Genomic DNA, 19,920 nt, shown 5'->3' with positions numbered 1-19,920 from the left:
GCGTCTCCGCCGGATATGAGGCCCGCCCCCGGCGGGTCTTCGTATTTTCTGGGCTTGCGCTCCCCTGGGTTGCTCGATCGCGCCGCTCCGTGAGTCCGGGCGGCCTTCCGGCCACAGTGCCGGAGCGGGGACAGGCAGGCAACGTCTTTCAGGTTGTGAGGACTAGGACACGGGCTTCGGCCGCCGACGCGGAGGGCCGGTCAAGGCTTCCCGCAGGCGGCCGCAGGGCGCAGAGGACAAGGCTTGACGGGACCGCAGCGGCCCACGCTCCTGCCTGTCCCTTCCGAGGCCCTTGGCATCGGAAGGGACTGCCCAGCGGCGAGCGCTCCTTCCCTGCATGTCCTCAACGGATGCCTTGCGAGACCGGCAGCGCCCTACTGAGGCTCCTGCCCCTCATGCCAATCCTGAATGGTGGCGCAGAGGACGCCGATGACGTGGCCCCTGAACAGGACATCGTCGGCTCCCTCCGGGATGAACTCGACCATCTCCAGGGCCTCATCGTCGCTCATGCGCCAGCGCCCGAGCACTTCCCCGTCCCGGGTAACGACATCGCCCTCGAGCTCCCTTGGGTAGCCGACGAGGTTGACAGGGAAGCGATAAGGGTCGTCCTCGATCCGGTCGATCGCCGCGCTGGCGGCCGTGAATGCCTCTTGACGTGACGGAGCCACCCCGTTCGCCCGGTCCTTGCCATAGCCTCGAACCAACCAGGTCACGCCGCCGGCGTCCGAGGTCCGTGGGGCCTCGCCCAGATGCACCTCAAAGCCTCGATGTTCGCGATAGAAGCGCATGGCCCGGCCCGTGATCAAGTTTGGCATCCCTGCCGTCATACAGGGGAGGCTCGGCCCCGGCCATCGCACTGCCTATCGGCAGAGGCAGTCTGGCGGCCAGTGTCCTAGCGGACGCCTTGCATGCTAATGCGCAGGTCGCCTTCGCTTTATTTAAGAATTTTGCACACCGCTTCGACTTGCCTGTGACTTGTCGTGTTCCTGTCGGCGTGGGCAACTTCGAGCAAGCCCGACAGCCCGCGTAGTCTTCCGGCCATGGGGGCTGCGAAGCCAGGCGAACAAGCGCCTCCACAACCCAACTCGCCTTTGCTACCTGTGCACAAGGCCGATGCCGCACAAACCACGAGCCGGAGAGGAACCATCTTGGTCGAACAGGAAAGCGTGCAGGCCCAGACCGGCATCGCCGGCCTCGACGACGTGCTGGGCGGCGGCCTGGAGCGGCACCGCGTGTTCCTCCTCGAAGGCAGCCCGGGCACGGGCAAGACCACGATCGCCATGCAGTTCCTCATCGCCGGCGCGAGCGCGGGCGAGCGCGTGCTCTACATCACCCTCTCGGAGACCGAGGAGGAGCTGCGCGCCGGCGGCCTCTCGCACGGCTGGGACCTCGCCGGCGTGGACGTCTTCGAGCTCGTGCCCCCCGAGAACCTCCTCGACGAGGAGCAGAGCCAGAGCCTCCTCTACTCCTCCGACTTGGAGCTCGGCGAGACGACGCGCCGCATCTTCGAGGCCTTCGAGCGGCTCAAGCCCCACCGGGTCGTGCTCGACAGCCTGTCGGAGATCCGCCTCCTTGCGCAAAGCAGCCTGCGCTACCGCCGCCAGCTCCTCAGCCTCAAGCACTACTTCGTGCGCCAAGGCACCACGGTGCTGCTGCTCGACGACCTCACCGCCGAGGCCGGCGACCGCACCGTCCATTCCATCGCCCACGGCGTGGTCCGCCTGGAGGAGATGGCCCCCGAATACGGCGCCGAGCGGCGCCGGCTCCGGGTGCTCAAGTACCGCGGCCGCCGCTTTCGGGGCGGCTTCCACGACATCGCCATCCAGGAGGGCGGCGTGCGCGTGTTCCCCCGCCTGGTGTCGGCCGAGCACCGCACCGGCTTCGCGCGCGATGTGCTGAAAAGCGAGGTGCCCGCGCTCGACGCCCTGCTCGGCGGCGGCATCGAGAGCGGGTCGAGCACCCTGATCCTCGGGCCCGCCGGCACCGGCAAGTCGCTCCTCGCGCTGACCTTCGTGCAGGGCGCCATCGCGCGGGGCGAGAACGCCGCCATGTTCATCTTCGACGAGGAGATGGGCCTCCTGTTCAACCGTGCCCGCGGCCTCGGCGTCGACCTCCAGGCCATGGTCGATGCCGGGCGGCTCTTCGTGGAGCAGGTAGACGCCGCCGAGCTCACCCCCGGCGAGTTCGCCGAACGGGTCCGGCGGGCGGTTGTGGAGGGCGACGCACGCACCGTCGTGATCGACAGCCTCAACGGCTACGAGGCCGCCATGCCGGGCGAGCACGCCTTGGTGCTGCACATGCACGAGCTCCTCCAGTTCCTCAACCGCCAGGGCGCCACCAGCTTCCTCACCGTGGCCCAGCACGGCCTGGTGGGCGACATGCGAAGCCCCGTGGACGTGACCTACCTCGCCGACACGGTGATCCTGCTGCGCTACTTCGAGGCGCTGGGCCGCGTGCGGCGCGCCATCTCCGTGGTCAAGAAGCGCACCGGCGCCCACGAGGACACCATCCGCGAGTTCCGCATCGGCGGGCGCGGCATCACCGTGGGCGAGCCCCTGGCGGAGTTCCAGGGCGTGCTGCGCGGCGTGCCGACGCTCGTGGGCGACGGCGGCGGGCTCCTGCGGGACGACGAGGCTTGAAGCGCACCACTGTCTCGGAGCGGGCCCTCGTCCTCGCCCCTCGGGGGCGGGACGCGACGATCGCTTCCATGATCCTGCGCGAGGCCGGCATCGCCGCCGACGCCTGCGCGACGCTTCCGGACCTCCTGCGCGAGATGGACAAGGGCACCGGCTTCGTCCTCGTCACCGAGGAGACGCTCGTCACCGCCGACCTCGCGCCGCTGTCGGACTGGCTCGCCGACCAGCCGGAATGGTCGGACCTGCCCTTCATCCTGCTCACCAGCCAGGGCGGCGGGGTGGAGCGCAATCCCGCCGCGCGGCGCTTCCTGGAGGTGCTGGGCAACGTCACGTTCCTGGAGCGGCCGTTCCATCCCACGACCCTCGTGAGCCTCGCGCGGTCGGCGCTGCGGGGGCGCCGCCGGCAGTACGAGGCGCGGGCGCGCCTGGAGGCGCTGCGCGACGGCGAGGCCGCCTTGCGCGCGCTCAACGCCGACCTGGAGCGGCAGGTGACCGAGCGCGCGCTCGCCCGCGGGCGCACCTGGGCCCTCAGCCCCGAGATCATGGGCGTGCTGAACGCGGAGGGCATCTTCGAACAGTCGAACCCGGCGTGGCAGGCTGTGCTGGGCTGGTCGGAGCCCGAGGTGGCGAGCCGCGTGTTCTTCGACTTCATACATCCCGACGACCTGTCCAAGACGCGGGCGGCCTGGACGGCCGCCGTCGAGCGCGGCGAGCCCGCGCTCCGCTTCGAGAACCGCTACCGCCACAAGGACGGCGGCTGGCGCTGGCTGTCGTGGATTGCGGTGCCCGACGACGGCAAGGTCTACTGCACCGCGCGCGAGGTCACGGCCGAGAAGGGCCAGGCGGAGGCGCTGGCCGAGCGCACGGCCGAGCTTGTGCTCTACCGCAACGTGGTGGAGTCCGACCGCTTCCCGATCTGTGCCTATGACGCGGACATGCGGGTCACGACCTTCAACACAGCGCATGCCGACGACTTCCTGCGTGTTATGGGCCGCCCAGCAGCCTTGGGCGAGGTGCTGCCCGACCTCTTCCCGCCCGAGCAGGCTGCGGTGCTGCAGGCCTTCATCGAGCGCGCGCTCGGAGGCGAGACGTTCACGGTCGAGGCCGATTTCGGCGACCCGGACATGACGGTGCCCCACTGGGAGCTGGACTTCGCGCCGGTGCGCGACGAGGCGGGCCGGATCGTCGGCGCCTTCCACCACGCGCGCGACGTGAGTGACCGGCTCCGCGCCACGGCCGAGCTGCGCGCCCTGGAGGAGCAGCTCCGCCAGTCCCAGAAGATGGAGGCCGTGGGCCAGCTCACCGGGGGTCTCGCGCACGACTTCAACAACCTGCTGGCCGGCATCCAGGGCAGCCTGGAGATGATCGGCACGCGCACCCGTCAGGGCCGCATGGCGGACGTGGACCGCTATCTCGTGGCGGCCCAGGAGGCGGCCCGGCGGGCCGCCGCCCTCACGCACCGCCTCCTCGCGTTCTCGCGCCGCCAGACGCTCGCGCCCCGGGCCACGGACGTCGACGCGCTGGTGGCGGGCATGGAGGAGCTCCTGCGCCGCACGGTGGGCCCCGGGATCGAGATGGAGGTTGCGCGCGGGCCCGACGTGTGGGCCGTCGAGGTCGATCCCAACCAGCTCGAGAACGCGCTCCTCAACCTCGTCATCAACGCCCGCGACGCCATGCCGGACGGCGGGCGCATCACGATCGAGACGGCGAACCGCGCCCTCGACAAGCGCGCGGCCAGAGAACGCGACATCGCCCCGGGCCACTACGTGTCGCTCAGCGTCACCGACACCGGCACTGGCATGCCGCCCGAGGTCGCGGCCCGGGCCTTTGACCCGTTCTTCACGACAAAGCCCCTGGGCGTCGGCACGGGCCTAGGCCTTTCCATGGTCTACGGTTTTGCCCGCCAGTCGGGCGGGCAGGTGCGCATCCACTCAGCGGTGGGACAGGGTACGACGGTGAGCCTCTACCTGCCGCGTCACACGGGCGGGGCCGAGGGCCACGAGGTCGCCCCCCTGGACGCGCCCGGCGAAGCTGTTCCCGCAGCCCACGGGGAGACCGTGCTTGTGATCGATGACGAGGCGCTGGTGCGGATGCTGGTGGTGGACGCGCTCACCGACCTGGGCTTTGCCACCTTGGAGGCGGCGAATGGGCCGGAGGGTCTTGCGGTGCTGCGCTCGCCGGCCCGCATCGATCTTCTCGTCACCGACGTGGGCCTGCCGGGTGGCCTGAACGGGCGGCAGGTGGCCGACGCCGCACGCACCTTGCGCCCCGGCCTGCCCGTGCTGTTCGTCACCGGCTACGCCGAGACGGCCGTGCTGAGCCACGGCCACCTCGACCCCGGCATGGAGGTCATGACCAAGCCTTTCGGCGTCCAGGAGATCGGCCGGCGGGTGCGGGCCATCCTGTCGAAGCAGTGAGGCCGGCAGGGCGGTCCTGACCTGGCAGGACCGATCATCGTCGGCGGGCTATTTATGGGCGTTGGTCGACGCTTTCAGCAGCTCACGTTCCCCCAGGACCTTGGCCGGTTTTGGCTAGGGTCTTTTCAGCACAGTGTCCGTGAAATAAGCACAGCGCATGATGAGCACGATGACCACGTCATCATCTCTGACTGCTCAACTTTGCGACAGGATGTCTCTGATCCTGCGTGCCAGGTCTTCCACCGCAAAAGGCTTGGTGACCACCTGCATGCCCGGCTCGAGGTGGCCGTTGTTGAGGACCGCGTTCTCGGCATAGCCGGTGATGAAGAGGACCTTGAGCTCAGGGCGCAGAGCGCGCGCGGCATCGGCCACCTGTCGGCCGTTGAGGCCACCCGGCAGGCCCACGTCGGTGATCAGCAGATCCACGCGCGCCTTAGATTGGAGCACCTTCAGCCCCTCGGCCCCGTCGCTGGCCTCCTGCGCCGCATAGCCCAGCTCCTCAAGCACATCGACCACCAGCATACGCACCACAGGCTCGTCATCGATCACCAGGACCATCTGGCCCGCCTGGACGGCTGGGGCGGCCGTGGCCTGGGTCTCATCGACCTCGGCTTCATCGGCCCTGCCGAGATGCCTTGGCAGGTAGAGGCACACCGTCGTGCCCTGTCCCACCTCCGAGTAGATGCGCACCTGCCCGCCCGACTGGCGCGCAAAGCCGTAGACCATGGAGAGCCCCAGCCCCGTGCCCACGCCCAGGGGCTTGGTGGTGAAGAACGGATCAAAGGCGCGGGCCGCGACCTCCGGGGCCATGCCGGTGCCGGTGTCGCTCACCGAAAGCGAGACATACTGCCCCGGGCTCAGCTCCTGCTCGCGCGCCGTGCGCGCGTCCATCCATCGGTTCGCCGTCTCGATGGTGACCCGGCCGCCGTCCGGCATGGCGTCGCGGGCGTTGATGGCGAGGTTGAGGAGCGCGTTCTCAAGCTGGTTGGGGTCGATCTCGACCGGCCACACGCCCGCGCCCGTGACGCTCTCCACGCTCACCTGCGGCCCCACGGTGCGGCGGATCAGGTCCTCCATCCCCGAGACGAGCGCGTTCACCTCCGTGACCTTGGGCGCGAGCGTCTGGCGGCGCGAGAAGGCCAGCAGGCGATGGGTCAGGGCCGCCGCGCGCCTCGCCGCGCCTTGAGCGGCCGCCATGTAGCGGTCCACGTCGGCGTGCCGTCCTTGCGCGATGCGGCTGTCCATCAGCTCCAAGCTGCCGGAAATGCCCGCCAGCAGGTTGTTGAAGTCGTGCGCGAGCCCGCCGGTCAGCTGGCCTACAGCCTCCATCTTCTGGGACTGCCGCAGCGCCTCCTCGGCCTGAGCGAGGGCCGCGGCCTGCTCCTTCTGCTCTGTGATGTGCCGGCCGCTGGCATAGATGAATTCGCCCTCGGGCGCGGCCACCCAGGAGATCCAGCGAAAGCCTCCGTCCTTGTGACGGTAGCGGTTCTCCACCGCGGGCAGCGTGTCCTGCTGGGCGTGCTCGAGCGCCGCCTGGGTCAGCTCGTCGTCCTTAGGCAGGACGAAGTCGAACACGGTCCGGCCGATCACCTCCTGCGGCGTCCAGCCCAAGACATGGGTGAAGGCGGGGTTCACGTCCTGGAAGACACCCGCCCCATCGATGACGACCTGGAGGTCCTGCGTGGTGCTCCAGAGCCTGTCGCGCTCAGCGGTGCGCCGGGCCAGCTCGGCCTCTTGCTCCCGTTCGACCGTGATGTCGCGCCCCGTGCAGTAGACCATCCCGTCCACTGGTATCCCTACCCAGGAGATCCAGCGGTAGGAGCCATCCTTGTGCCGGTAGCGGTTCGGGAAGCGGATCGCCGGCTGCCCGATCTGGGTGAGCTCAAAGCCGCCGCGTGTGCGCTCCAGATCGTCGGGATGCAGCAGCTCCCAAATGGACTGGCTCGCCACCTCCTCAGGCGTCCAGCCCAGCAGGCTGAACCAGGCAGGGTTTGACGTCCTGAAGTAGCCCTGCGGGTCGAGGGCACCCATGAGGTCGGGGCTGACCTCCCAGGTCACGGCACGCTCGCGCATTCGGTCAACGACCTGCCGCTCGAGATCGGCATTGAGGGCGCGCAGTTCTGCCTCGCTCTTGCGCAGCGCCTCTTCGGCTGTTTTCCGGGCCGTCACATCCTGCACCAAGGTGTAGAAGCCCTCGATGCTTCCGTCCGGAGCTGCGCGGGGGATGTATTCGACCTCTATGTGGCGGCCCGCCGTGTCGGCGTAAGGCATGAATTGGTCAAAGGTGACCCGCTCGCCCCGGAGGGCCGCATCCATATGGTGAGCGACCTTGGCGTAGGCCGCCTCGCCCACGACCTCGCGCACCAGCTTCCCGACGATCTCCTCGCGCTTCCGGGGAAACCACGTCTCGTAGATCTTGTTGTTGAAGCGGTAGCGCCGCTCGGCGTCGATGTAGGACACCAGCACCGGCAGGGCGTCGGTCAGGGTCCGCAGTTCCTGCTCGCGGTCGGCGAGCGCCGTCTCGGCCCGCGTGCGCTCGGTGGCGTCCGCGCCTTCCACGAAGATGCCGGTCACGCGGCCTTGGGCATCCGAGACGGGCTGATACACGAAGTCGACGAAGCGTCCCTCGGTCGGGCCGGCCGGCTCGCGCTGCAGCAGGATGGGCAGGGCCTGCCCGATGAAGGGCTCGCCAGTCCGGTAGACGCGGTCGAGAAGACCGATGAAGCCTTGCTCGACTACCTCGGGCAGGGCTTCAGCCACGGTCCGGCCGAGCACGTCGCGGTGACCGACAAGCTGCAGGTAGGCTGGGTTGACCAGCGCGAAGCGGTGCTCGGGGCCGTCCAGCATGGCCATGAACCCCGGCGCCTGCTCGAACATGCGCGCCAGGCGCTCGCGCTCGGACGCGTTATATCGTTCGGCGAGGACGCGCCCGGTGGTGTCCAGAGCGGTCAGGAAGATGCCGTCGACCTGGCCCGTCTCGCCCCGGATGGGGGCAAAGCTGTAGAACCAGAAGGACTCGACCAGGCCACCGTCGCGCTCCATCAGGAGAAGCTGGTTCTCGGCCACGATGCCATGGCCCGTCTCGTAGACCTGCCCCGCCGAGGCCGTGAGCGCCTGCCACATCGTGGGCCAGATCTCAGCCATGGGACGGCCAAGCGCCCAGGGGTGCCGGCTGTCGAGGAACGGCCGATAGGCATCGTTGTAGAGAAGGCGGAACTCCGGGCCCCAGTAGATCGCGCTGACGGCCTGAGAGTTGAGACAGGTCGAAAGCGTCGAGCGCAGGGACTGCGGCCAAGTCTCGAGCGGGCCCAGCGGTGTAGAGGACCAGTCGTGCGCCCGCATGAGCGCGCCTACCTCGCCGCCGCCTGTCAGGAACGCGGGGCTCTGAGCGGAGGATCGGGCGACGTCATGCATCGGCGTCGCGATCGTGCTTGGCGGGCTGGGCTCCAGCCTCCTGGCGCTCCAGGAGACGCAAAGCTGCGCGCATGACCTCGCTTGCGGAGGCGTAGCGCCCCTCGGCTACCTGCTGATCCAGAAACCGCGACAGGGGCTCGGTCAGAGCGACGTGACGGTGGTGCTTGGCTGCCATCAGAGGAATATAGCGTGAAAGGGATGGGTGTCACGAACATCGCACCGCGTCCCTGGAGATGAACAAGACGATGGATGGTGATGTGCGCCGATCGTGATTTATGCGAAGAGCGCTGGCCTTAATGGTTTCAGGAGCTTAGACTTCGCAGAAGTCACGCGCGAAACTCGCGCCAGCGGAGGCCCTGTCCCATGTCCCTCGTCTTCGGCTATGCCAGGGTGTCCACGGACGGGCAGACCCTCGAGGCGCAGGTGGCGCAGCTCGAGGCCGCCGGTGCGAGCAAGGGCGTGGCCGGCGAGGGTGGCCGGACGGGTGGGGGCGTGTTCCGCGAGAAGGTGAGCGGGGCCGCACGCGAACGGCCGCAGCTCGCGAAGCTCCTCGAGGCGCTCTCCCCCGGCGACGTGGTGCTGGTGACGCGCCTGGACCGTTTGGCGCGCTCGACGCGGGATCTCCTCAACGTTCTGGGCACCATCGCCGACAAGGGTGCCGCCTTTCGCTCCCTCTCCGACCCCTGGGCCGACACCACGACGCCGCACGGCCGGCTTATGCTCACGGTGCTGGGGGGCCTGGCGGAGTTCGAGCGCGAGCTGATCCGCGCGAGGACCTCGGAAGGGCGTGCCCGCGCCAAAGCGGACGGCAAGAAGATGGGCCGGCCACACAAGCTCACGCCGCACCAGAGGCAAGAGGCGCGGGAGAGGCGCGAGAAGGGCGAGACGCTGGTGAGCATCGCCCGGAGCTACAACGTCCACCACGCCACCATCGGGCGGCTGTGAGCGAGGCTGGAAAGGGTGGCGTGAGCCGCGAGCCCGAGCAGCTCGACCTCTTGGACTGGCTCGCGGCCCAGCCGCCCGGGCCCGCTCCCATCCTGCCGGCGCCAATGCCTCGTCCCGATCCGGCCGGTCCCGCTCCTCTTCTTCTCACCCGCGTGGACCCGGCCTGCAACATGCGCCGCTTCTACAGCCTGGCGCTTGTCACCAGCCTCTTTGGCGAGGCGGGCGTGGCGCGCCAGTGGGGCCGGATCGGCGCCCAGGGGCAGCGGCGGACCGACTGGCACGCGAGCCTCGAGGCCGCCGCGGCCGAGCTGGAGCGCATGGCCGGGCGCAAGCGCCGGCGCGGCTACCGGTAGCCGGGCGCGCCTGCCCCAGGTCCTCGCGTCAGAGCCCAGCGACGATCCAGAGCCCGCCCAGAGCCGTGGCCCAGCCCATCCCGCGCACAAGGCGCGCGTGCCGCATCCCCTTGGAGTAGCCCCAGGCGATGAACAGGCCCGCGGCGTGCAGCACCGCCGTGGCGACGACGAAGCCCAGGCCGAAGCTCAGCGCGCCGGCCGCGCCCAGCTCGCCCCCGTGCGCGTGGCCGTGGAACAGGCCGAACAGGCCCACGAGCGTCCCGGCCGCGCCCAAGGGCATCCGCACCAGGAGCGCCACCGCGAGGCCGAGGAGCAGCACCGAGGCCAGCACCATGGGCTCGACGAAGGGCAGGTCCAGGCCTCCAAGCGCCAGGGCGAAGCCCACGACCATGGCGCCCACGAAGGAGGTGGGCAGCGCCCAGCGGGCGCGCCCGCCCAGCACCGCGCCCCAAAGGCCCACGCCCACCATCGCGAGCACGTGGTCGAGCCCGACGAGCGGGTGCGAGAGGCCGGCCAGGAACGAGCCGTGCTCGCCGGGGTCGAGGTGCGCGAGCGCGGGCGTGGCGGCGAGCCCCAGGGCGAGGGCGAGGGAAAGGGTGCGTCTCATGGGGCCTCTCGGATCGGGAACGGGGCAGCCTTATTCGGGTCGAGCGAGCCTAGGCGAAGCCACAGCTCCGGGCCAGAGCCGACGCGGGCGACGGTTCCGCACCCAAGATGAGCACAAGGCAAGCTCCTGATGCAGCTTGGTCTGGCGAGCCGATCGGAAGTCACGATTGGCGCACAACAGGTGGCAACCGCTGACCTTGTTCTCGCCTTCGCAGATCTCTATGTAATGTGAAGCCGCGCAGGAAGCGCCCGATCAACTACCCGCCTTGTCGGGTTCGGGACGCCTGCCATGCACCTCGCTGACCCCCATCTCCCGCCGCACGCCTGCCTTGCTGTCTGCGATCCTGTCTTCGGGATTAGCAGGAAGGCTGCCGTGATGGATGTGGGGGTTTCCATGGAAATAGGCCGAGACAAGATAGCGGCTGGGTTCGCCCTCGTAGGTGCACCACCGTGGCTTGTGCTGGCGCTGGCGGCGTTCCTCATGATTGGGTTGGGCGCGGCGATCCTTATCTGGCAGGTGCGTCAAAGCTCGAAAGGCCGGGCCTTTAATAGAGGGCGGGCGTCTCCCGCCGTGCGCACCTCTGTCAAAACTTCGGCTACGGAAGCAGGACAGTGCGAGACAGCACCCGCCTTGGCTACGCTCGAAGGAAGGTGTTTGCGACCTTGCCCAGAGTCGGCTGCTCTTAGGCGGCTCCGACGCGGAGGTGGGAGCAAGCCTTCCCGCAAACCCAGCCCCGGCCGGGCAGAGCACAAGGCTTGAAACTGCGCTCAACTACGAATGGCGCACCTCATTGATGGCGACACCCGAAAGCCACTTATATCGCTAGAACCCCTAAGTTAGGGTGGCGCACCTCCCGCTAGTCGATAGCAAAGGCCGCCTTCTAGTCCAATAAACTCTAAGGTTGCGTCATGAACGAGGATACTGGTCAACAAGACACTGAGGTGGTGAAAGCCGCCCAACTTGCCAAGTGGCAGATGGCCGAGCTCAAGCATCTCGACGGCCTCGACATTAATAATCTTGTTAGAGCCGAAACCTCGGCCGACGCCGATGCCTATGCCCAGTTGTTCAGTGCCGCGCTCGAAGACCCTGCCAAGTTAGAAGCACACGGACCGGCGCTCGAGATGCTGCGCGCCATTATGTGGATGCATGAGTCCACCGAGCAGGGTCGTCCTCCCTTCGGGCCGATGCTTCAGATGGGCAATGGAGCGCGCTCAGCCGCACCGGATGACTTCCGCGGCACCCTTGTCAACGTGATCTTGGCCTGTCTGGAGGCAACGTCGCACCCCGTCGTCAGGGCACGTCTCGCTCACCTCGCATGGTTCCTCGAGCGCAGGCGGAAGGACGTCGGTCTCACTGCCCTGGATGCCTACATCCGTGTGATTGAGATGCTGAACGCAGGCGAACTGATCGCCCGTGGGGAGCAGGGCACTCTTAGCATTGCTGGTCGTGACCTTCTGGCCATGGCGTTTGGGGTGTCTCGTGGCTTAGGTCGCCCAAAAGATCAGCACGACCAACTTATTGCTTTGGCTGCTGGCCTGTTCCGCCAAGCGTGCGCACAGGACGAAGCTTGGCCTGTTCTGCGTTTTGGTGAACTCGCCCTCGACCATGGAAGCATGGCGCCCGAGAAAATTGGTGCGGGGATCGAACAGTTCATTCAAGGGCGGCTCAATGACTCTCAAGACGACCGTGTCGGCAACCTCTGGCATTTGGCGGGGCTGGCCTATCGGAGGGCTAAGGACGAAGTAAAAACTCGTGCGTGCCAAACTCAGGAAGCGGAAAGCTACGTTCGACTGGCGGAACACTTCGCCACCATGACAGGGGGAGCGATGCTCGCCTCGCATTGGATGACGACAGCCATCTCGTCATATCATGGACACCCTGAGGCGAGGGAGCGACGCAAGGAGCTTCGCCATCGACTTGTCGACCTACAGGAGGGTATCCGCGAGCAGTTAGTTCCGATATCGCATGAGACAGACATTGGGGAGTTAGTCGAAGCAACACGAGATCACTTTTCGGGCCTCGACCTCAGGACGGCACTTCTGCGCTTCACAATCTTAGCAGGCCCCCCCGATCCCGAGACGCTTGTTAAAGAGGCCCGCGAGAGCGTGGCCGAGTTCCCGCTTTCAAGCCTATTTTCGCAATCTTATCTGGATGCCGACGGGAAGACCGTCGCTAAGGCGCCTGGTGCTGGCCTTGGACCCGATGCTGACGAGGAGGGTCTCGAGCCGCAGATTGCCCGATCCGAAAGTATTCGGCGGGCGTTCGCCGTCCGGGGCCAGATCGAGGTCGCTCGCGCGACTATCGCGTTGGAGCACCATGTTGCGGAGACAGACCTTCGCGAGCTTCTGCGCTGGAGCCCAGCCATCCCTCCACGCCTGCTGCATACAATGACCCGCGGCTTCGTTCGATATTTCGAAGGCGACATGGTAGCTGCCCTCTACATCCTGACTCCCATGGTGGAGGGTCTGGTCAGGAAGCTCCTTAAGGACCATGGACACGACGTCTCGACCCTCGACAACGCCACCGGTACCCAAGAGGACCGAACCATCACCGCCCTCTATGACGCCTTGCGGGAGGAGATGGACGCCATCTTCGGACGCGCGCTGACGGAAGACATCCGTAGGGTGTTCCTGTCAAAGATGGGACCGAGCCTGCGGCATGGAGTTGCCCATGCGCTGCTGGGGGACGGGACACCTTATGGAGAGGACGCCAACTACGCCTGCTGGCTGATCTGGAAGCTAGTAATTTGGCCGCTTGTTCCTCATTGGAAGGAGATCACGCAACCCGATAATCATCCCAAAGAAGAACCATAGTCACGGAGTTGATGAGTAATCGCGAGTATGACGTTTTCAGATGCACGATTAGAACATCTTTATCATTTATCATAAGTCCAAGGAAGCCTCCTTAGCAGAAGACCAAATCCCGGCTTAATACTAGTGGGGATCTTCTCCATCGAGGCTCGAACAATGCGAAGCGTCGCCTCATAAGCTTTATACTGAACATCTCGGCCTAGCGGAACTCCTTGCCCATAGCGCCAGTCGCTGATTTCAGAGAACTGCGGCCAGTCTACCAAGTTATCAGAGTCAAGGACCACACCATATTGCTCTGCCTGGTTAGAAAGTTTTTTCAAATCATGGATTTTTGGTTGCTCACCAGTTGCCAACCTGATTACCGCTTTCAGCGCACCCTCGTTTGCCATCTGAAGATCAAACCATGAAGGCCCAAGTCTAGCAGGTTCGCCAGACACTAAACCCCGCGCCGCCTGCTGCAAGTAGTTGAGAGTTGCTGCAATGATCTTATGGACCTCTATGTCCTTCGTGTTCGCGGCCGATCTTCTGAACGCAGTATAGCGAAGGGTGGACGCTACATACTCCGCTTGTGACAAGAGCGTCGATTTTGTCGATTGGTCAAATTTCTTCAAGTCCGGACCACCTACAATCCAAGACTCTACCCGCTCCCCCTCCCCAATACCCTCCTCGAAGAACATCCAAGCGGTTTCTCCTTCGACTTCAATTTTACCTCGATGCTCAGGCAGCCTAAGAAGGAAAGGCGTATTCAGTATGGAAATGACGCCTTCAAGAGGGGGATTACCATGACCCTCCATCGCCGCCGCACCAAATCGGTCAACGTACCAGTATTCGACAGCAGAATATATAATTCTAAACCATAACTCATCTGCATTCTTTTCTATATCATCTATATCTAACTTATCGTCTCCTGATCGTACCTCAATGATACCTTCCTTCGATAGCATCATCAGGGCGTGGAATGGGCGCTGAGGAATTTTGACATCTGTTCTCGCCAGCTCCTCATCGAACAACTCAAGCCACGGATGCATCTCCTTCGAGAGGCGACGTTTCTGTTCCTCTCCAGGATTGTCAGCTCCGGAAGAAAAGTCTGACATCACCGCCTCAGTAGATTTCCAGACAGGCGGCTTCTCGGTCGACGAAGCCACGGATCAAGGCGTGATAGCGCCGTAGGCCGTCCTCGACAGCAGAGGATACGGCAGAAGTAAGGATTGGCCCGCCACCCTCGAGACGCAAGACCGCCGACGCCCGGCTCTCAGCCGTTGAGCGCGCGCGCTACGGCCTCGGGCTCCCGCTCGATCACGCGCAGGAAGGCGGCGGTGGCTCCGTCAGGGGTGCGCCGCTTCTGCTCCCAGTCGCGCAGCGTTGCCACCGGAATGCCGTAGCGCGCCGCGAAGGCCGCCTGGGTGAGCCGCTGGCGCTTGCGGATGCCGGCCACGTCGGGGGCCTCGAAGGTGCGCACCCGGCCCGGCTCCATCTCGCCGCGCGCGATGGCCAGCGCCTCATGGGCGCTCTGCACGAGGTCCTTGCCGAAGCTCATAGCGTCTCTCCTTTCTGCTTGGTGGGGCGGCGATACTCGGCCGCTAAGAGGGGCAGCACGGCCGCCAGCTCGTTGCGCTCCGCCTTCGTCAGGTTGCCCTTCTCGCCCTTGCCGTAGATGGCGAGCAGGAACACCGGCACGTCCCTGCCCCCGAAGTAGTGGATTGTTCGGTAGCCGCCGCTCTTGCCGTGACCGCGGCCCGCGTGGCGGAGCTTCCGCGCCCCTCCCGTGCCAGCCATGAGGGCGCCGGCCTCTGGGTCGCCGGCGATGAGCAGCGCGATCTCCTCCAGCTCGGCCTCGCTCACGCCAGCGCGCTTGGCCTGGGCGAGGTAGGTCGGAGTCTCGATGACGCTGTGCATGAGCGTAGATACGGCAATGCCGTATGTGCGTCAAGGATACTGTGCGGCATTGCCGTAGCTCTTATGAGTTGGCAGCGCACGTTCAGTCGACCCACCGGCGCTTCTGATGGCTCGGGCCTCCCTCACAGCCCCCACCCGTGGCCCTGCCCGCGCGCGCGCTGCCCGTGCCGCAGCGCCTCCTTTTCCCGCTCGTGCGCCTCGCCGTGCCCCGGCCGCTCCCGCTCCACTGGCTTCGCTCGCCCCAGCGCCTCGTTGAGCCGCTCGCGGATGCCTTCGTGCGCGCGCTGGCTCTCCTGCTCCAGGATGCGCTGGAGCCGCTCGCGCGTGTCCTCCAGGCCGTGCCCCGGCCCCAGCTGCCTCGCCGCCTCCCTGGTCGCCTCCGCCGTCCTCTCCTCGCCCTGGCCGGTGCCTCGCTCCCGCAGGCGCGCGAGCCCCTCCTCGATGGAGCCCGCGCCCGCTCCGTGCGCCCGCTCGGGGCCGCGCTCCCGAAGACGCGCAAGCCGGTCCTCGATACTCTCCCTCTCCACCTCGCGCCCGCGCCCCTGCTCCTGCCCGATCCCCTGCCGCTGCGCCGCGGCCCTGAGCGCGGCGAGGCCAGCGCTGACGCGGTCGGCACCTTCCTCGCGCGCGTGGCTGTAGGTCTCGCGCGCGGCCTGCGCCCGCTCGCGCACCTGCTCCCGCAGCGCATCCCTCACACGCCCCAGCTCCGCCAGCAGGCTCCTTGCCGCTCGGGCCTCGTGCACCTGGGCGCCCCGCTCGGTGAGTGGCACGTACTCGCGGCCCTCCCGCTCGGCCGCTCTCTCCTCCCGCCGCTCGATACTGCTCACCACGGGCCCGAGCTTCACCTCGGGCGCCCGGTCCAGGTTGTCGGCCGTGCGTTCGTCGCCTCGCTCCAGCGCCGCCTTGCGCTGCGCCTGGAGGCTGCGATGGTCCACGCGCTCCTCGTGCCCGGCTCGCTCCAGGGCGCGGTTCTGCATCTCGGCCCATCTCTCCCGCATGTGGGTAACCTCGGCCCCGCGGGTCTGCTTGGCGTCGAGCTGGCGCGTCTTGTCGGTCAGGCCCTCGGCCGTCAGCTCGCGCGTGGTGGTCAGCACATGGGCGTGCCAGTTCCTCTGGTCGCCCTCCCGGTGCGGAGCGTGGATCGCTACATCGGCCGCCACGCGGTAGCGCGCCACCAGCTCGCGGGCGAAGGCATGGGCCAGCTCGCGCCGCCCTGCCCCGTCTAGTTCGTGCGGGAGCGCCAGCTCCCACTCCCGCGCGGTGACGCTGTTCACCCGCGTCTCGCGCGCCTCGGCTGCGTTCCAGAGCGCTTGGCGGTCCTGGGCCCAGACGGGGGCGTCCTCCGGCGCCACGATGAAGCTGGCCTCCACACCTGCCTTGGCGCGGTAGTCGTGCACCCGGCCCTCGCGCTGGCACTCGATGCGCTCGGCCGTACGGTAGGCGATGGCGGCCGTCGCAGACCGGCCGGCGCTGCGCTGCACCGACTTCACGTCGAGGTGGTAGCTCGCCATGGCCGCCTCACCCGCGCCTGCGCCAGGCGGCGCGCGTGGTGAGGGCGAGGCCGTGGGCCAGCGGCCCGAGCGTCGCTGAGAGGCCGCGCGCCAGGAGGTGCTCCGCCCCGTCCACGGGCCGGAGCGCCGACCGGCTGCGGCCGGTGGTGGCAAGGGCTTTGAGCGGTGCGGGAGCAGGCGCGCCAGCGCCGCCGCGGCGCTCCGGGCGAGCGCCACGCGAGCCCGGCGGCGGGTGCGGGTGCAACCCGCGGCGAGGCCTCCGCCTCGCCAACCGCAGGCCGGCCCCGGGGAGGGGCTCGGGCTGCGCGCGCGATCCAACGGCGCACGTTGGCCGGGAAGGGTTCGGGAGGGTGGGACGCCTCTCCCGATCCACCGCAGCGCGGTGGACAGGGGGACGCCGTCGGCGGGGGCAGAGCCCCGGGGAGACCGCGCCGCAAACCCGCAGGGTTTGCAAAGGTGCGCCCTTCTCCCTCTGGTCGGCGGGCCCAGGCATCTCGCCTCCCGGGTTGATCTTGGATGCAACCTAGGGGAGATTGGTTGCCCACGCTAGCGCTTCTGAGGGGGTGTCCTCATGGCAGAGACAGAACTCGAACGAGCCGAGAAGAGGTACGCGCAGGCCAAGGCCAGGCTGCTCGCGTTGAAGAACCGGGCCGCCACCGCCGCACGGAAGATGGACACCCGGCGCAAGGTGATCCTCGGCGGAGCTTTGGTCGATTTGGCAGCCCGGGATGCGACCGCTGCGGCCATGCTCGACCGGCTCGTGAGGAACCTGCCCCGGGAGCAGGACCGCAAGGCGTTCGTGGGGTGGACACTGGGGGACGCACTGGAGCCCGCGTCCGCTTCGGCTCTGTCCTCCTCTGAACTTTGAGAGGCCCGCCTATGTCCTCGCATCCTTCCGCGCCGCCCGCCTCTCCCGATGCCGATCTGCGCGAGACGCTCGACCTCCTGGGCACCCTCATGGCCAGCGTCTCCGACCGCGTGGACGCTCAGACCGAGGCCCTCGACAGGCTGAGCAAGACCGCCGCCGAGGCGCGTCAGGCGGCCTTCGCCGCCCGCGCCCAGACCGACCCCAAGCTCTTCGGGGACGCCATAGGCGAGGCCACCCGCACGGGCTTGGCTCCTGCCACGAACACTATCCGGGAGGCCAACGCCCTCCTCCTGCGCGGTGTCGAGCTGGCCCGCACCGAACTGAAGGACGCCGGCAAAACCAAGATGGAGCTGCTTAAGCGCCTCATGGCGGAGTACGAGCGCCTCCGCTGGTGGCGCTTGCGCCTGCCGGTCCTCGCCCTGGGAGGTCTCGTCCTCTTGGTCCTCCTTACGGTCGCCCTGCCCCGCTTGGTCGCGCTGCACCCCATGGGCTGCTGGGCCCTGGGCGGCGAATGGGGGGACTACCTCAACTGTTGCCTGTTCCGGAGGCCCTGACGGGCAAGAGGACACTCTCTCGCTCTTCTTCGGATGGGGTCTCTCGTGTTACCCTGACTGGAAGTCCACAAGTTAGGACATGAAAGGGGCAGTTACGGGGATGAAATACACGGCAGGGAACGCCGCCAAGGCGACAGGAAAGAGCATCCCGACTATTACACGAGCGATCAAGAAGGGAGTGATCTCGGCAGAGAAGACAGCCTCAGGTGGCTACCTTATCGACCCAGCCGAACTGCACCGTGTGTTCCCCGCCATAACGTCCAACCGTGACGTTACCCCTGACAAGTTAGACTCTGAAACCCCTTTGAAGTCTAACGTTACAGGGGAGTTAGAGCTTGAAGTTAGGATGCTGCGCGAGATGCTATCCCGAGAACAGGACACGGTGACTGATCTTCGCGCCCGCCTTGATGCCGAGGCCGAAGAGCGCCGCCGGCTCACGCTGCTTCTGACCCACCATCCTGAGAAGCCGTCGCCAACTCCGGCCCTGGAACCCGGGCCGGCTCCTCAGCTCCAGCCCTCAACTAAGCCGCCGCGCTCACGCTCCTGGTGGCAGCGCCTCCGGGGTGTGGAGGCCTAAGGGGCTCGGGCCCACCTAGAACAGGGGCTGTCGATCCCTGCTCCCGAATCCACCGTCTCGGCTGCGGGGATAGCCTCCGCCCTTCTCCCCGCAAGGGGTGGGTCCCCGCCATGCTCGCCTGGTCACTTCGCTCCTGCGGCTGCGCGTGGCTGCGGTCCCGGCGCATGGCGCCGCCCGTGCGGTGCCAAGGGCTCCGGCTACTCAATCCCGCGCGACGGCGGCTCTGGGAACAGGGAGGGGGCGGTGCACCCTCCGGCGGTGCGCTCACCCGCTTCTCTGCATCTGTCTGGTCCTGTACTTAGCTTCTAGCTGGAGTTTCTCCCTGCCGGACGGACTCGCGCTTTTTCCCAAGGGACGCCTGCTCCCGCGACCGCGCCTCCATGGCGCGGCCGAGCTCGCCCAGCACCCGCGCCAGCCGGTCGTCCTGGACCTCCACCAGCGGCAGCTCGGAGAGGGGCAGGGCCGCCTTGTGCTCCCGCACCCACGCGGCCCGGTCCTCGCGCTCCTGCGCCACGTCCTCGGGCAGCGGCGGGTCGGACAGCAGATGCCTCAGCAGACGCGCCGCCCGGGGCGGCAGCGAGAGCCGATAGGCGTTGCTCACCTGGCGCACGCGCGGGCCCGGCCCTTCCACCAGATCCACCTTCTCATGCCGGCGCAGCCAGTCCAGAAAGCCGTGCTCGCGAAGAGCCGCCAGCGCCCGCACCACGGCGTCCTTGGAGCGCTTCAGCCGACCCATGAGGTAGGTGATCGCAGGCTCGAGCCGCCCCGAGCGAAAGCTCACCAAGTTGGCCAGGAGCTCCAGCACCTCGAGCCCGACATGGCCCAGGGGCCCTCTCCTCCGTCCGGCCTGCCGCCCAGCCAGCTCGTAGCGCTTGGCGGCCAGCAGCACCCGCCTGACCTCCTGGCGGTCCGTGCGCCGCCACCACGCGCCCTCGCAGGTGCCCACCAGGCGCGAGCCGCGCCGCACCGGATGGCGCGCCCGAGTCGCAAACCCTCTTAGGCCGGCGCCTGCGGCGCGGCCTCCCGGTCCGCCCTCCAGGACGGCCCCGATCTCTCTCATCATCTCTGTCTGTCCCTCTCCGACTGCGGGGAGCCGACAGGGGCGGGGCCTCCATGGGAGGGGCCGTGGCCCTAGCACCAACTTGTGCGCGGGCAAGGCTCCGCCATGGCAAGAAACCTCTTGCGATGGGGCGGTGCGACGTGGGAAGCTGAGGACGCCAATCTTACAGCTTTCCGAGCGTCTCCGCCGGATATGAGGCCCGCCCCCGGCGGGTCTTCGTATTTTCTGGGCTTGCGCTCCCCTGGGTTGCTCGATCGCGCCGCTCCGTGAGT

At 67.4% G+C, this 19,920-nt stretch carries 17 protein-coding genes; 8 read left to right on the top strand and 9 right to left on the bottom strand.

Going from position 1 to position 19,920, the window contains the following annotated elements; all coding sequences use genetic code 11:
* Nucleotides 1–374 precede the first annotated feature (374 nt).
* Nucleotides 375–788 carry a hypothetical protein gene (locus J2Z33_RS17125; RefSeq protein ID WP_209843321.1) on the bottom strand — a complete coding sequence of 138 codons (414 nt, stop codon included), beginning with the start codon at nucleotides 786–788 and terminating at the stop codon, nucleotides 375–377.
* 360 nt (nucleotides 789–1,148) lie between these two features.
* Here J2Z33_RS17125 and J2Z33_RS17120 point away from each other — a divergent pair, with 360 nt between their 5' ends.
* A complete protein-coding gene (locus J2Z33_RS17120; RefSeq protein ID WP_209843319.1) occupies nucleotides 1,149–2,639 on the top strand; it encodes an ATPase domain-containing protein in 1,491 nt (496 codons plus the stop codon).
* Entirely contained in the window at nucleotides 2,636–5,053 is a 2,418-nt protein-coding gene (locus tag J2Z33_RS17115; protein WP_209843317.1) for a PAS domain-containing protein, read from the top strand. Before J2Z33_RS17120 ends, J2Z33_RS17115 begins: the two co-directional genes overlap by 4 nt.
* Before the next feature lie 195 nt (nucleotides 5,054–5,248).
* On the opposite strand, the gene J2Z33_RS17110 is transcribed toward J2Z33_RS17115, so the two are convergent.
* On the bottom strand, nucleotides 5,249–8,467 hold the full coding sequence (locus J2Z33_RS17110; protein ID WP_209843316.1) for a hybrid sensor histidine kinase/response regulator: 3,219 nt from the start codon (nucleotides 8,465–8,467) through the stop codon (nucleotides 5,249–5,251).
* The gene (locus J2Z33_RS17105; RefSeq protein ID WP_209843314.1) at nucleotides 8,460–8,642 is read right to left on the bottom strand and encodes a type II toxin-antitoxin system ParD family antitoxin; all 183 of its coding nucleotides are present in this window, start codon (nucleotides 8,640–8,642) and stop codon (nucleotides 8,460–8,462) included. Before J2Z33_RS17105 ends, J2Z33_RS17110 begins: the two co-directional genes overlap by 8 nt.
* 188 nt (nucleotides 8,643–8,830) lie before the next feature.
* On the opposite strand from J2Z33_RS17105, the gene J2Z33_RS17100 reads away from it, so the two are divergent.
* Together J2Z33_RS17100 and J2Z33_RS17095 are read left to right on the top strand one after the other, a co-directional pair.
* On the top strand, nucleotides 8,831–9,412 hold the full coding sequence (locus J2Z33_RS17100; protein WP_209843312.1) for a recombinase family protein: 582 nt from the start codon (nucleotides 8,831–8,833) through the stop codon (nucleotides 9,410–9,412).
* Between the two features lie 20 nt (nucleotides 9,413–9,432).
* Complete coding sequence (locus J2Z33_RS17095; RefSeq protein WP_342454220.1) at nucleotides 9,433–9,765, top strand: WGR domain-containing protein; 333 nt, start codon at nucleotides 9,433–9,435, stop codon at nucleotides 9,763–9,765.
* Between the two features lie 28 nt (nucleotides 9,766–9,793).
* Here the strand turns inward: J2Z33_RS17095 and J2Z33_RS17090 are convergent, their stop codons facing one another.
* Complete coding sequence (locus J2Z33_RS17090) at nucleotides 9,794–10,372, bottom strand: HupE/UreJ family protein (protein WP_209843310.1); 579 nt, start codon at nucleotides 10,370–10,372, stop codon at nucleotides 9,794–9,796.
* Between the two features lie 908 nt (nucleotides 10,373–11,280).
* Between J2Z33_RS17090 and J2Z33_RS17085 the strand changes: the two genes are divergently transcribed.
* Nucleotides 11,281–13,185 carry a DUF7380 domain-containing protein gene (locus J2Z33_RS17085; RefSeq protein WP_209843308.1) on the top strand — a complete coding sequence of 635 codons (1,905 nt, stop codon included), beginning with the start codon at nucleotides 11,281–11,283 and terminating at the stop codon, nucleotides 13,183–13,185.
* A 62-nt stretch (nucleotides 13,186–13,247) separates the two neighbouring features.
* Here J2Z33_RS17085 and J2Z33_RS17080 read toward each other — a convergent pair whose 3' ends face one another.
* The 4 genes from J2Z33_RS17080 to mobQ all read right to left on the bottom strand — a co-directional run bounded on the left by J2Z33_RS17080 (nucleotide 13,248) and on the right by mobQ (nucleotide 16,589).
* On the bottom strand, nucleotides 13,248–14,276 hold the full coding sequence (locus J2Z33_RS17080; RefSeq protein ID WP_209843306.1) for a HEPN domain-containing protein: 1,029 nt from the start codon (nucleotides 14,274–14,276) through the stop codon (nucleotides 13,248–13,250).
* Nucleotides 14,277–14,434: 158 nt separating this feature from the next.
* Nucleotides 14,435–14,719: a NadS family protein gene (gene nadS / locus J2Z33_RS17075; RefSeq protein WP_209843304.1), complete on the bottom strand. Its 285-nt coding sequence runs from the start codon at nucleotides 14,717–14,719 to the stop codon at nucleotides 14,435–14,437.
* A complete protein-coding gene (locus J2Z33_RS17070) occupies nucleotides 14,716–15,078 on the bottom strand; it encodes a type II toxin-antitoxin system RelE/ParE family toxin (protein WP_209843302.1) in 363 nt (120 codons plus the stop codon). The genes nadS and J2Z33_RS17070 overlap by 4 nt, the downstream gene beginning before the upstream one ends.
* A gap of 122 nt (nucleotides 15,079–15,200) precedes the next feature.
* Nucleotides 15,201–16,589 carry a MobQ family relaxase gene (gene mobQ / locus J2Z33_RS17065; protein ID WP_209843300.1) on the bottom strand — a complete coding sequence of 463 codons (1,389 nt, stop codon included), beginning with the start codon at nucleotides 16,587–16,589 and terminating at the stop codon, nucleotides 15,201–15,203.
* A 571-nt stretch (nucleotides 16,590–17,160) separates the two neighbouring features.
* On the opposite strand from mobQ, the gene J2Z33_RS17060 reads away from it, so the two are divergent.
* The 3 genes from J2Z33_RS17060 to J2Z33_RS17050 all read left to right on the top strand — a co-directional run bounded on the left by J2Z33_RS17060 (nucleotide 17,161) and on the right by J2Z33_RS17050 (nucleotide 18,588).
* On the top strand, nucleotides 17,161–17,457 hold the full coding sequence (locus J2Z33_RS17060) for a mobilization protein (protein WP_245218952.1): 297 nt from the start codon (nucleotides 17,161–17,163) through the stop codon (nucleotides 17,455–17,457).
* Between the two features lie 11 nt (nucleotides 17,458–17,468).
* On the top strand, nucleotides 17,469–18,011 hold the full coding sequence (locus J2Z33_RS17055) for a hypothetical protein (protein ID WP_209843299.1): 543 nt from the start codon (nucleotides 17,469–17,471) through the stop codon (nucleotides 18,009–18,011).
* Between the two features lie 100 nt (nucleotides 18,012–18,111).
* Nucleotides 18,112–18,588, top strand: coding sequence for a hypothetical protein (locus tag J2Z33_RS17050; protein WP_209843297.1), 477 nt, complete (start codon nucleotides 18,112–18,114; stop codon nucleotides 18,586–18,588).
* Between the two features lie 298 nt (nucleotides 18,589–18,886).
* Here J2Z33_RS17050 and J2Z33_RS17045 read toward each other — a convergent pair whose 3' ends face one another.
* Nucleotides 18,887–19,555 carry a helix-turn-helix domain-containing protein gene (locus tag J2Z33_RS17045; protein ID WP_209843295.1) on the bottom strand — a complete coding sequence of 223 codons (669 nt, stop codon included), beginning with the start codon at nucleotides 19,553–19,555 and terminating at the stop codon, nucleotides 18,887–18,889.
* Nucleotides 19,556–19,920 lie beyond the last annotated feature (365 nt).

It is taken from the genome of Rubellimicrobium aerolatum (genome assembly GCF_017872975.1).
Taxonomy (GTDB): Bacteria; Pseudomonadota; Alphaproteobacteria; order Rhodobacterales; family Rhodobacteraceae; genus Rubellimicrobium; species Rubellimicrobium aerolatum.
The sequence above is the reverse complement of the archived record's forward strand: the minus strand, read 5'-3'. Positions and strand labels throughout refer to the sequence as shown.